The sequence below is a fragment of the Calditrichota bacterium genome (genome assembly GCA_013112635.1).
Lineage (GTDB): Bacteria > Calditrichota > Calditrichia > Calditrichales > J004 > JABFGF01.
The window spans coordinates 319,560-332,930 of sequence record JABFGF010000005.1; the positions used below are offsets into that span (position 1 = coordinate 319,560).

Annotated in this window: 13 protein-coding genes; all 13 read left to right on the plus strand. The window is 37.8% G+C overall.

Annotated elements, in window-relative coordinates; all coding sequences use genetic code 11:
• The first annotated feature begins 4 nt into the window (after positions 1-4).
• The gene (locus tag HND50_14930) at positions 5-667 is read left to right on the plus strand and encodes a MotA/TolQ/ExbB proton channel family protein (protein ID NOG46534.1); all 663 of its coding nucleotides are present in this window, start codon (positions 5-7) and stop codon (positions 665-667) included.
• 19 nt (positions 668-686) lie between these two features.
• Positions 687-1,232, plus strand: a complete 546-nt coding sequence (locus tag HND50_14935; protein ID NOG46535.1) for a hypothetical protein — start codon at positions 687-689, stop codon at positions 1,230-1,232.
• Positions 1,233-1,248: 16 nt separating this feature from the next.
• Positions 1,249-1,734, plus strand: a complete 486-nt coding sequence (locus HND50_14940; GenBank protein ID NOG46536.1) for a biopolymer transporter ExbD — start codon at positions 1,249-1,251, stop codon at positions 1,732-1,734.
• 28 nt (positions 1,735-1,762) lie between these two features.
• Positions 1,763-2,869 (plus strand): TonB family protein, encoded by a 1,107-nt coding sequence (locus HND50_14945; GenBank protein ID NOG46537.1) that lies wholly within the window; start codon positions 1,763-1,765, stop codon positions 2,867-2,869.
• Positions 2,870-2,981: 112 nt separating this feature from the next.
• Entirely contained in the window at positions 2,982-4,742 is a 1,761-nt protein-coding gene (gene aspS / locus HND50_14950; protein ID NOG46538.1) for an aspartate--tRNA ligase, read from the plus strand.
• Positions 4,743-4,839: 97 nt separating this feature from the next.
• Complete coding sequence (locus HND50_14955; GenBank protein ID NOG46539.1) at positions 4,840-5,130, plus strand: hypothetical protein; 291 nt, start codon at positions 4,840-4,842, stop codon at positions 5,128-5,130.
• A gap of 30 nt (positions 5,131-5,160) precedes the next feature.
• The gene (locus tag HND50_14960) at positions 5,161-6,000 is read left to right on the plus strand and encodes a LysM peptidoglycan-binding domain-containing protein (protein NOG46540.1); all 840 of its coding nucleotides are present in this window, start codon (positions 5,161-5,163) and stop codon (positions 5,998-6,000) included.
• 59 nt (positions 6,001-6,059) lie between these two features.
• Positions 6,060-7,055 carry a PhoH family protein gene (locus HND50_14965; protein ID NOG46541.1) on the plus strand — a complete coding sequence of 332 codons (996 nt, stop codon included), beginning with the start codon at positions 6,060-6,062 and terminating at the stop codon, positions 7,053-7,055.
• Between the two features lie 121 nt (positions 7,056-7,176).
• Entirely contained in the window at positions 7,177-8,355 is a 1,179-nt protein-coding gene (locus HND50_14970) for an acetyl-CoA C-acetyltransferase (protein NOG46542.1), read from the plus strand.
• 1 nt (position 8,356) lies between these two features.
• Positions 8,357-9,208 (plus strand): 3-hydroxybutyryl-CoA dehydrogenase, encoded by an 852-nt coding sequence (locus tag HND50_14975; GenBank protein NOG46543.1) that lies wholly within the window; start codon positions 8,357-8,359, stop codon positions 9,206-9,208.
• Complete coding sequence (gene nusB / locus HND50_14980) at positions 9,205-9,654, plus strand: transcription antitermination factor NusB (GenBank protein NOG46544.1); 450 nt, start codon at positions 9,205-9,207, stop codon at positions 9,652-9,654. The genes HND50_14975 and nusB overlap by 4 nt, the downstream gene beginning before the upstream one ends.
• 4 nt (positions 9,655-9,658) lie before the next feature.
• Positions 9,659-10,372, plus strand: a complete 714-nt coding sequence (locus tag HND50_14985) for a metallophosphoesterase family protein (protein NOG46545.1) — start codon at positions 9,659-9,661, stop codon at positions 10,370-10,372.
• An 11-nt stretch (positions 10,373-10,383) separates the two neighbouring features.
• The gene (secA, locus tag HND50_14990) at positions 10,384-13,368 is read left to right on the plus strand and encodes a preprotein translocase subunit SecA (GenBank protein NOG46546.1); all 2,985 of its coding nucleotides are present in this window, start codon (positions 10,384-10,386) and stop codon (positions 13,366-13,368) included.
• Positions 13,369-13,371 lie beyond the last annotated feature (3 nt).

A 13,371-nucleotide genomic window follows, 5' to 3' on the forward strand; every position in this document is an offset into this window, starting at 1 on the left:
ATTCATGGGTTTATTTGTAGACCAATTTGGCAATTCATTTGGCTTAGGCCAAGACGGTTCAATGTTTATGTATTTCATAGCATTGTTTGGAGCAATTGCAGCAGCTATAGCAATTGAGCGGATTTATTATATTGTTGTTCGTTCTAATGTGAATGCTGATAAGTTTATGGCAGAAATAAGAAAACTGGTTGCTGGTGGTAACATGGAACGTGCCATTGAATTGTGTGAAAAAGGAAAACTAAAAGCTTTACCATTTGTTGTTTTACGTGGATTAAAAAGAGCAAATGAAAGCGAAACATTAGATTTCAGGGCAATTCAAAATGCAGTTGATGAAGGGACATTAGAAGTAATCCCTAAGCTAAAAGAAAGAACAAATTATCTTTCGATGCTCGCCAATGTTGCAACATTAACAGGTCTAATGGGTACGATTTATGGTCTTATTTTATCATTTGCTTCTGTTGGTAGTGAAAGTGTACCTGAATCAGAAAAATCAAAATTATTAGCCAATGGTATATCAACTGCGATGAATACAACAATTTTTGGACTGATGGTAGCTATCCCAACATTGATTATTTATACATACATCGCCAACAGAACCAGTAAAATCATTGATGAAATGGATGAGCATCTGGTTAAGTTGATCAATCTTATTACAGGCAATCGTTAATATTTATAAGGGTTAAAAAATGGCTTATAAACCATCTGCAAGGCAAAATTCCGATGAATTGGATATGGACTTGGATATCAGGCCCGTTATGAACTTAATGGTTGTGTTAATTCCTTTATTGTTGCAAGGAGCTGAATGGGTTAAACTAGGCGCTATTGAAATAAATGCTCCTCCCACAAAGTCAGTTGGAAATAACCCTGGTGAACAGCAAGATAAAAAAGAAGAAGAGAAAAAGATTGGCCTTAAGCTGGCCATTACCCAGGCAGGAATTTCAATAGCTAATGCCCAGGTTATACTTCCTTCAGAATCAGGTGAAGGCCCAACCGTTCCTGTTTTACCTGATGGTTCATACGATTATGAAACATTAAAAACCAAACTAATCGAAGTTAAAAAAGCGATTGCTGGTAAAGGATATCGGGATGAAAACCGCGCTGTAATAACTGCGGGAAATAGTGTTGAATACCAGAACCTGGTAAATGTAATTGACAATATTCAAACATATGACGATGAAGGAACAGAAAAAGCGCTGTTCCCGGAAATTAATTTTGGCAGCGTTATCCAATAGAATAGTGGAGAATTAAATGGCATTTCAACCATCTAAATCGAAAAGACACCAAAGGGAAGAATCTGGTGCGTTAAACATGAACTCCATGATGGACATGATGACGATCATTCTTCTTTTCCTTTTAAAGTCGTTTTCTGCTGAAGGGGCATTGGTTACAGCCTCGGAAGAATTAAAACTCCCGGAATCTTTTATGGGTGACAAACCCAAAAAAGAATTACAGGTATCTGTTACAAAAGATGCAATTTTAGTAAATAATAATGCATTAATGCCTGTAAGTGATGTTGATAGTGAAAGTGTTTTAATTCAACCTCTGTATACTGCATTGGCCGCGGTAGCACAGGAGCAACAGCAACTTGAAATTGATTTTGGGACAGAGTTTACTCATACGGTAATAATTCAGGGAGACCAAACTGTTCCTTTTGAGATGCTTTATAAAATTATGTTTACATGTAGTAAATCCCAATTTTATAAAATGCGGCTTCTAACGATTAAAAAAGGTTAATAACAAATATTATTAAAAAGGCATGTAAATGAAAGTCTTAAAACCAAATCCTAAAGCTCAAGGTGTTAAACGTGCCGCCGGTGGCGGAGGTTATCGAATCGTCAGCTTTCCTAAAGAGTTTGAAAGAGGGATACTTGATGGGATTGATTCCCGTTTTTACCTCATCTTACTCTCATCGCTAATTTTGGTTTATACCACGGTTATTATTCTAGCTAATACTGTGTATTCTGAAGAAGAATTAGCAAACGTTATTAAGGCAAAATATATACAGAAAGTATATGACACGACATTTGAAGAACCTGTTATTGAAGAAACAGAAGAAGAAACCTTAGCCCTTGAAGAAGAAGGTACAACTGCTGATCAAGAACCAGAGCAAGATGCCAGAGCACAGCGCGATGAAGGGAAAAGGGAAGAAGCGGCAGGACCTTCAGCAGCGGAACGAAGAGATGCGGCCAGAAGGGACGCAGCAAGAAGGGCTTCAGCACGTGATGCTATGCAACAACAAGTGGCAGGTCAAGGTGTTTTAGGTGAATTATCTGCAGGTGGTGAAGGTGGTTCAGGTGATGCTGTTTATGATGTTTTAGGAGAGTCCGGTAGTGGTGCCCTTGGCGATTTAGACCAGGTACTTAGCGGAGTTGGTGGCCTTGAATCCGCATCATCTTCCTCACGCAGATCCAGTTTAGGTGAAAGAGCAGGAAGCGGAGGACGTGCGGGAACAGCAGGAATTGATGACTTAATTGGCAGTGGTGTTGGACAAAGCGGCTCCGTATCGATTAATAGAGACGCAAGTTTTGCCATTAAAGGTGTTGAAGGTAGTATCTCAGGTAGAGGCTCAAAATCAACTGCCCGTTCTCAGGATGCTATAGGACGTGTTGTTGGCAAACATGCAGACGCTATTGAAAATTGTTATAAAAAAGAATCAAGAATAAATCCAAACTTAAAGGGAAGTGCAACCGCACAATTTACGATTTCTCCTGAAGGAAGGGTTACTAAAGTAAGGATAGTAAAATCTACCTTAAAAAGCAGAAATGTTGAGAATTGTATTACACGAAGAATCAAGAGTTGGCGATTTGCAAAAATCGACAAAAAAGACGGTGATGTACAAGCCCGATATAAATGGATTTTCAGTAATTAATCCTCTTTAAGCCTCGATTAAATCGGGGCTTTTTTTTTAGTTGAGACCTATCACTAATTTCTTTATCTTCCGCCCTCATGAAGCAATTACCTCTTAGGGAGTTTTTTTTAATATGTTAAGGACACATACCTGTGGTGAATTATCCGCAGAAAACTTAAATCAATCTGTAACGCTTAGTGGATGGGTTAAGCGACGAAGAGATCATGGCGGATTGATTTTTATAGATTTACGTGATCAATATGGAATTACACAAGTTGTATTTAATCCAAAAATTAATGGCGAAGCCTATGAAGTTGCAAAGTCAATTCGCAACGAATTTGTAATAAAAATAACCGGTATTGTAGAATCCCGCCCGCAAGATGCAGAGAACACTAATTTAACAACCGGTGATATTGAAATTGCATCGACTGATCTCGAGATTTTAAATACATCTCAAACAACACCTTTTGAAATTGATGACAATATTAATGTAAATGAAGAAATACGTCTAAAATATCGATATTTGGATTTAAGACGGGATAAACTTCATAAAGACATTCAGGTTAGAAGTAAAATTTCGTATCTCGTCAGAAATTATTTAGTAGAGAGTGGTTTTTGTGAAATAGAAACACCAATTCTAATGAAATCAACTCCAGAAGGTGCACGTGATTTCTTAGTTCCAAGTAGAAATTTTGCTGGCAAATTTTATGCTTTGCCGCAATCGCCCCAAACCTATAAACAGTTGTTGATGATTTCAGGCTTTGATAAGTATTTTCAAATTGTTAAGTGTTTTCGTGACGAAGATTTAAGAAAAGACCGTCAACCGGAATTTACCCAAATTGATATTGAACTTTCTTTTGTTGATGAAAATGATGTCATAGATGTTGCAAGTAGATTGACACAAACATTATTTAAAGAAATCCTGAATATTGATATTGAAATGCCAATAAAAAGGATGGGTTATACAGAAGCCTTTGAAACATATGGTTCGGATAAACCTGATTTAAGATTTGGTTTAAAAATTAATAGACTAAATGAAATATTCCAAAATACAGATTTTAATGCGTTTGCGAATGTTGTTGGAAATAATGGTGAGATAGCATGTCTTAAAATTGAAAATGGTCAAAGGTTTAGTCGTAAACAAATCGACAATTTAATCACGGATGCAAAAAAGTTTGGAGCAAAAGGATTAGCATTTTTCAGGTATACCGAAGGTGAAATAAGCACCGGTATTGCAAAATTTTTAAAGGATGTTGAGAAGCAAAAGCTTATTGCAAAACTCAATCTGCAAGAAGATGATTTGGTTTTAATTGTTGCTGATAATTATCAAACCACATTTGATGTTTTAGGACAGATTCGTCTGAACCTGGCTGAACAGTTGGATATGATAGATAAATCTAAATATGACCTATTATGGATAACCGATTTTCCGTTACTTGAATATGATAGTGAAGAACAACGCTATGTTGCGCGTCATCATCCATTTACGAGTCCAGTTAAAAACGATATTTTAAATCTTGAAACAACGCCTGAAAAAGTAAAAGCTCGCGCTTATGATCTTGTTTTAAACGGAAATGAAATTGCCGGCGGAAGTATAAGGATTCATGATACTGATCTCCAACAAAAAATGTTTAAAACATTAGGGATTAGCAAAAAAGAGGCCGAAAGTAAATTTGGTTTTCTGCTTGATGCCCTTAAATATGGGGCACCGCCTCATGGAGGAATTGCATTTGGATTGGATAGGCTAGTTACAGTGCTCACTGGAAATGATTCAATACGTGATGTAATTGCCTTTCCAAAAACGAATTCAGGGCTTTCACTAATGGATATGGCGCCCTCAGAAGTTGATAACAAACAGCTTTTAGATTTAAGCATTAAAACCATTGATTTTTAGATTAACCAGATAGATAATTCAACTTGACATAATTCTAGTATTTTAGTAGGTTTCACCCTGCAATTCATTTATTATTATTCATTTAGGAGGCTTGTTAATGAAAGAACAAACATTTTCCATCAAGCTCTTGGTGATCTCTTTATTCTTAATTTTGGGACTTAGTTTAACGAGCTGTGGTTGGAAGCCAAGTGAAGAAGAAATTCAGAAGTTGGAAGAAACCCGTGCAGCAGCGTTAAGTGCAGAGAAAACACAACAAGAGAAAAAAGCTGAAGCAGACGACTTACAGAGCCAGGTTGACAGTAAGAAAGCTGAGTTAGAAAAAGTTAAAGCTGAAAAAGCAAAAGTAGATGCTGCCGTTACTGAGCGGCATTCGGATGATTCCGAATAATTATCGTTTATAAACGACAGGAGACTAGATATGAAATTTGCAAAAATCACACTTTTATTTGTGATATTTTCTATGGTTTCGGCATTTGCTCAGAATTCTTATAATTACGAGGAAATGACTGAAGAAGTATATGTGGCAGAATTACAAAAATGGCAAGACAGACTTACTAATGCTGACCAGGGTATTGCAGATGAAGATGCGCGTATAGCCAGGTTGCAACAAGAATTAGATGGACTAAATGCTGAGATCGATCAGTGCTGGACTGACATTTATGCAAAATGTGGTTCCGATGGAGCTGGAAACCAGGCATTTGGAGATGAATTAGGACAACTTCGGGGCGACGTAAACTCAGTTCTTTCCTTATCTGCTGAAGATATTTATGGAAGAATGAATGAGCTTGATGACTTGCAGGCGCGTTTGGATGCATTAAAAGAAAATGACCTGTCTGTTGTTAGTGCAAATGAGCAATTGATTAACCAAATCCAAAGTTTAATTGATCAGGCACGTGAAAAAGGAAAAGGAGCAGTTCCTCCTTCTTATACAGTTACACGTGGTGATTATCTGTGGAAAATAGCTGCTAATCCTGATATTTATAATGATGCTTATGCATGGATTAGAATTTACTCTTCAAATTCAGATCAAATTAAAGATCCTGATTTGATTTTCCCTGATCAGACATTTTTGATTCCTCGCGTAGTTGGACCAAACGAGCATTTGGTGCAAAGAGGTGAAAATCTTTCTATGATTGCTGGGTATTCAAATGTGTACGGAAGTACTTTCCAGTGGAACAAGTTATACGAAGCAAACAAAACTTCTATCTCTGATCCAAACGTGGTTTATCCACATCAGGTTATTCAAATAGCCCGCTAAAAGAGATATTAAAACTATAAAAAGCTTCTGGTTAATTTGGCCAGAAGCTTTTTCTGTTTATGGAAAAACTAATCGAAAAAATATTCACGTTAGATCCGAAAATAAATGCTGTTTCCTTTTACGGTAAAAATGAAGAATTTATAATTCTAATCGAGCAAAGTTTTAGTGTTCGTATTATTCCAAGAGGCAGTGAAATAAAACTAATAGGTGAGCAAGATGAAATTGACTTGATCTCCAATATTTTTAGTGATATTTCTGAAACACTAAAGAAGAATAAAAAACTTACATCTCAGGATGTACTTAAAACAATTCAAATTTATTCAAGCCAGTTAGCCATACATAATAATAACCAGGAAGATGGATATATAAGTAAGGATTTATCCATCCAAACCCTTTCCAAAACAATTTCTCCTAAATCTGAAAAGCAGGAAAAGTTTATTGAGTCAATGATCAAAAATGATCTTGTTTTTGCAATCGGGCCTGCAGGAACCGGCAAAACCTATCTTGCTGTTGCAATGGCTGTAAACAATCTTAAAAATGGGAAAATAAAAAAAATAGTTCTTTCACGGCCGGCAGTAGAAGCAGGTGAAAGTTTGGGTTTTTTGCCAGGTGACTTTAAGGAAAAGATTGATCCATACCTTAAACCCCTTTATGATGCACTTTCTGAAATGATTCCAAAGGATGCATTAAAAAAATATTTTAGTTATGATAATATTGAAGTATTGCCATTGGCCTATATGAGAGGCCGAACTTTGAATAATGCTTTTGTAATTCTGGATGAAGCACAAAACAGCACATTTATGCAGATGAAAATGTTTCTTACACGGTTGGGCAAAAATTCAAAAGCAGTGGTTACTGGAGACATTACACAGGTTGACCTTGACTCCTCAAAAAAATCCGGTTTAATAAGCAGCATTAATATTTTAAAAGATGTCAGCGAAATTGATTTTGTCGAGATGTCTGAGAATGATGTTTTTCGACATCCGCTTGTAAAGGAAATTATTGATGCTTACGACCGTTTTTCCTCAGAAGACGAAAATCAGGATAACAAATAACTTCTGATCCTGTTCCGAATAATAATTGATACAAAGACACATCTGCCTAGTTGATAAAAGTAGGTAAAATAGCTAAATTGCCAAACTTATCAATAATATAATTTGGACTATTATGAAAAATATAAAAGAAGTTGTAATTGTTTCGGCAACCCGCACGCCTGTTGGAACATTTATGGGAACACTAAAAGACGTTCCGGCTACAAAACTAGGCAGCATTGTTATTAAAGAAGCTCTTGAAAGATCCAAAATTGATTCAGCCCTGATCGATGAAGTAATTATGGGCAATGTACTTGCAGCAAACGAAGGACAGGCCCCTGCCAGGCAGGCTGCCTTAGGCGCGGGATTAGATGAGAATGTTCAGTGCATGACAATAAATAAAGTCTGCGGATCCGGGCTTAAATCTGTGATGTTGGCTGCGCAAGCCATAATGGTTGGTGATGCTGATGTCATTATTGCAGGCGGTATGGAGAATATGTCACAAGTACCTTATTATCTTCCTAAACTGCGTAGTGGTAGTAAAATGGGACATGGTCAGGTAGTTGATGGAATGATCAAAGATGGTTTGTGGGATGTTTATAATGATTTTCATATGGGCAATGCCGCTGAGTTGTGTGCAAAAAACTGTGATGTTAGCCGTGAAGCACAGGACGAATTTGCCATTTTAAGCTATAAACGTGCGCAGGAAGCCCAAAGTAAATCATTGTTTAAAAATGAAATTGTAGATGTAGAAATACCGCAGCGTAAAGGAAATCCCTTAGTTTTTAGTGAAGATGAAGGGCCATCAAAAGCAAATTTTGATAAAATGAAAACACTTCGCCCTGCTTTTGCAAAAGATGGCACGGTAACTGCAGCAAATGCATCATCGATTAATGATGGTGCTGCAGCTTTATTATTGATGTCTGCGGAGAAAGCTAACGAGCTTGGGTTGAAACCAATGGCAAAAATTGTAGCCCAGTCATCGGCTGCAAGACTGCCTGAAGAGTTTACAACGGCTCCGGCAGACTCGATTAAAAAGACGCTTAAGAAAGCAGACTTAACAATTAATGATATAGATTTGTTTGAAATAAATGAAGCTTTTGCTGTGGTAACCTTGATCAATAACCGCTTACTCGAAATACCTGTTGAAAAAGTAAATGTCAATGGAGGTGCAATTGCTATTGGTCATCCAATAGGTGCGAGCGGTGCCCGAATTTTGGTAACATTGCTCAATGCAATGCAACAAAGAAGTGCTAAACGCGGATTAGCTTCCATCTGCATTGGTGGAGGTGAGGCATCAACAGTGATAGTAGAAAGGATGTAAAATGTCTTTAGGGAAAATAAGCGTTATTGGCTGTGGAACGATGGGAAATGGGATCGCTCATGTATTTGCTCAAACGGGCTATTCTGTTAATCTAATCGATATAAAAGATGACTTTTTAAATGCGGCATTCAGCAAGATTGAAGCAAATTTAAACAGGCAGTTAAAAAAAGAAAAAATCAGTGAACAAGATCTAAAAGATACTCTTTCACGAATTGAATTATCTACTGACTATGAAGTTGCCAAGGACTCACTTTTAGTTGTAGAAGCAGCTTCCGAGAACCAACAAATCAAAGAAGAGATTTTTAAAAAGCTTGATTCTATTTGTGACGCTGATACGATTTTGGCAACCAACACATCATCTATTTCAATTACAGAGATCGCAGCAGTTACAAATCGGCCGGATAAAGTTATTGGGATGCATTTTATGAATCCGGTGCCAATAATGAAATTGATAGAAATAATTCGTGGATTGGCAACATCAGATGCATGTTATTCAAAAATTAAATCAATTTCTGAAAAACTAGGCAAAACACCGGTTGAAGTAAATGATTACCCAGGATTTATTTCCAATCGAATTTTAATGCCAATGATAAACGAAGCCATTTATTGTCTGATGGAAGGCGTTGCAGATGAAGAAGCCATTGATACAGTTATGAAACTTGGGATGAACCACCCAATGGGCCCGTTAACTTTAGCGGATTTTATTGGCCTTGATGTGTGTTTAAGTATAATGAATGTTTTATATGATGGATTGGGTGATCCTAAGTATCGGGCATGTCCTTTGCTTAAAAAAATGGTGGCTGCCGGCTATCTGGGAAGAAAATCTAAAAGAGGTTTTTATAAATACGAATGATGGATAGAAGAAAAGAACGGGAATTTGCGCTGAAGGTACTATATGCCAGCGAATATAATGATATCGAATTGGATGAACAATTCAACTTGCTGAAGCAATCAGAACCGGACCATGCTTCTGAATTTGCAATGAAAATTGTTAAGGATTGCACAATAAACAAAGTTGAATTTGATGAATTGATAAAAGGAAAATTAAAAAATTGGAAGTTTGAACGTGTCGCGGTTATTGACCGAGTACTTTTAAGAATGGCCTTAACAGAATTTATTTGCTTTGAAGACGTTCCGCCGGAAGTTACAATGGATGAGATAATTGAAATTAGCAAACTGTATAGCACCGACAGAAGCGATCAGTTTATTAATGGTATTTTAGATGCACTCATAAAACAATTGAAATCAGAAAAACGGATTAAAAAATCTGGCCGAGGATTGGTTTCCAGGATTACTTAATAAAATGACAATCGCAATTATATCTGATATTCACGCAAATCTTGAAGCCCTGCAACGTGCTATAGATTATCTCAAGGATAAAGAAATTGATAAGATTTACTGCCTTGGTGATGTTGTCGGCTATGGTCCAAACCCTAATGAATGCATAGATTTGGTAAGGGATAATTGTGAAGTGGTTTTAATGGGGAATCATGATTATGCTGCCATCGGAATTGGTGATATTCAACATTTTAATGAGTATGCAAAGCTGTCAACTTTCTGGACACAGGAAAAACTAACTGAAACAAATAAAGAGTATATCAAATCCTGGCCGTTTAGTCACGATTTAGACAGTTCCTACCTGGTGCATGCATCACCTAAAAATCCATCAAACTGGGATTATGTTTTGTCCATTAGCGATGCCCAAAAACACTTGAAAGTTTATAATCAAAAAACATGTTTTATAGGCCACTCGCACGTTCCGGTTATTTTTTCAAAATCAGATTATTACCGCCAAACAGAATTCACTTTTAATAAAGGCCAAAAATATTTGGTAAATGTGGGCAGTGTTGGGCAGCCACGCGATGGTGACCCTCGTACATGCTTTGTGGTTTATGATGATGCGGAGAACAAAATCGAGTATATTCGGTTAGATTACGAAATTCAAAAAACTTATAATAAGATCGTTAATGCAGGATTACCGGTTTTTTTAGCTGAAAGACTATTGAAAGGTTACTAGGGGAAATAATGATTCAAACAGTAATAAAATCTATTTTTGGTTCAAAAAATGACAGAGAAGTAAAAAAACTTCAAAGTGTTGTGGATGAAATAAACACTTTTTATGAGGAATATCAAAACCTGTCTGATGAACAACTAAAAAACAAAACAGTTGAGTTTCAGGAAAGATTAAAAGACGGTGAAACAGTTGATGACATCATGTCTGAAGCGTTTGCTGTGGTTAAAGATGCTTGTCGCAGAATGAAGGGTACATCATGGAAAGTAGCCGGGCGTGATACAAGCTGGGATATGGTCCCTTTTGATGTACAGCTAATAGGCGGCATTATTTTGCATCAGGGTAAAATTGCAGAGATGGCCACAGGTGAAGGTAAAACTCTTGTTGCTGTTCTTCCTCTTTACTTAAATGCTTTGGAAGGTAAAGGCGCTCATTTAATAACAGTAAACGATTATCTTGCCCAGCGTGACTCCGATTGGGTTGGCGAAGTTCTCCGTTATTTAGGTCTTTCCGTGGGTGTAATTTTAAATGATATGACACCTGAGCAGCGCATGGTTGCCTATAATTGTGATGTTACTTATGGAACGAACAATGAATTTGGCTTTGATTATCTGCGCGATAATATGGCCAGCACGAAAGAACACATGGTTCAGATTCGTGGCCATCATTATGCCATAGTGGATGAGGTTGACAGTGTTTTGATTGATGAGGCCAGAACGCCTCTGATCATCAGCGGGCCTGTTAGCGTATCAACACATAAATACAGCGAGATGAAGCCTTTGGTTGACCGACTTGTAACTCAGCAAAGCCGCCTGGTTAACCGCCTTATCCAAGAAGGCAATAGCCTGATAAACGATTCTAAAGTTAATGAAGGCGCGCAAAAACTTCTGCTTGCGGAAAAAGGGGCTCCAAAAAATAAACGATTGATGAAATTGTACCAGGATCCCTCCATCAAAAAGCTGGTACAGGGCGTTGAAAATGATTATCTGCGCGATAAAGGACAAAACAAAACTTCGGACGAACATTATTTTGGAGACTTGTTTTATATCGTTGATGAGAAAAGCCACACAATCGATTTAACCGAAAATGGGCGTGAGTGTCTTAATCCGGCAGAACCGGAAATGTTTTTGCTGCCTGATATGGGTGAGGAAGTTGCCCTTATCGAAAGTGATAGCACTTTGGACGATAGCCAAAAGCTTGCAAAAAAAGACGAAATTTACCAGGTAATAAATGAACGTGGCGAAAAGCTGCAAAATATATCCCAACTGTTGCGAGCGTATTCTTTGTATGAAAAAGATCAGGAATATGTTGTTCAGGATGGCAAAGTACTTATTGTGGACGAGTTCACAGGTCGTATTTTAGCCGGCCGTCGCTACAGCGATGGATTGCATCAGGCGATTGAAGCTAAGGAAAATGTTAAGATTGAAAGGGAAACCCAAACCCTGGCAACCATAACGTTGCAGAACTATTTCCGGATGTATGGCAAGCTTGCCGGGATGACAGGAACGGCTGAAACTGAAGCAGCTGAGTTTTGGGAAATATACAAGCTTGATGTAATGGTTATTCCTACAAATAAACCTATTACGCGTTATGATTGGGAAGACTTGCTTTTCCGTACAAAACGCGAAAAATATAATGCCATTGTAAACGAAGTGGAAAAAATGCATAACCTTGGTCGGCCTGTTTTGGTTGGTACTGTTACAGTGGAAGTATCTGAAACTTTGAGCCGTATGTTTAAACGTCGCGGACTGAAACATAATGTACTAAACGCAAAGCAGCATAAAAGCGAAGCTGAAATTGTTGCACAAGCGGGAGAGCCAGGTGCCGTAACAATAGCTACAAACATGGCTGGTCGTGGTACGGATATAAAACTTGGACCCACAGTTCTACAGGCCGGTGATCCGGAAAATGACATTCCCGGAGGCTTACATGTTATTGGTACAGAACGCCATGAATCGCGCCGGATTGACAGGCAGTTACGTGGTCGTAGTGGGCGCCAGGGCGATCCTGGAAGTACGGTTTTTTATTTATGTCTGGAAGATGATTTAATGCGCCTGTTTGGATCAGAACGTGTAGCCGGAATTATGGAACGTTTGGGTGCAGAAGAAGGTGAAGTGATCACACACAAAATGATGACCCGTTCTATTGGGAAAGCACAGAAAAAAGTAGAAGGCCGAAATTTCTCCATTCGTAAAAGACTGATCGATTATGATGATGTAATGAACCAGCAGAGAACAGTGATTTACGATCGCCGGCGAGTTGCCCTAAGTGAGGAAGACCCATCTGCTGAACTTGAAAATATCCTTGATGAGTTTATTGAATCCACATGTCTTGCCTATATTGATCCTGTAGGGCATACGGAAGAATGGGATATCGATGGCCTGGAGTCTGCAATCCAAAAAGTAGCTTTTTCTGATTTTAAGAAAATTCGGGAAAATGTTCATTCTTTTGCATTTGATGATTTGAAAGCAGCTGTAAAAAAATCGCTGATGGATGTGTACAAAATTAAAGAAGAGCGCATGGGCCGTGAAAGAATGGCTGTCCTTGAGCGCTATTTTATTTTGCGCGTCATCGATGAAGAATGGAAAGATCATCTATACCAAATGGATATGCTGAAGGAAGGTATTCATTTAAGGGCCTATGGCCAAAAAGATCCATTGATTGAGTATAAACGTGAAGCCTATGGTTTATTTGAGGATTTGATCCACACAATTAATGAAAAGACATTAAACTGGCTGATTGGTAAATTACAAATTGAAGAACCACAACCACAGAATCGTGCGGAACTTCGTAAACAAAACATGAATATGGTGCACGAAACCACAACAAATATGGGCTACAGCGGTGTTGATACCAGTGGCGAAACCGATATTCAGAAGGCTTCTAAAGAACGTTCAAATAAAAAACAGCCAATTCGTGTAGAGAAAAAAGCCAAACCAAATGACCCTTGTCCATGTGGCAGTGGTAAAAAATACAAAAAGTGCCACGGTGCTATGGTATAGTTT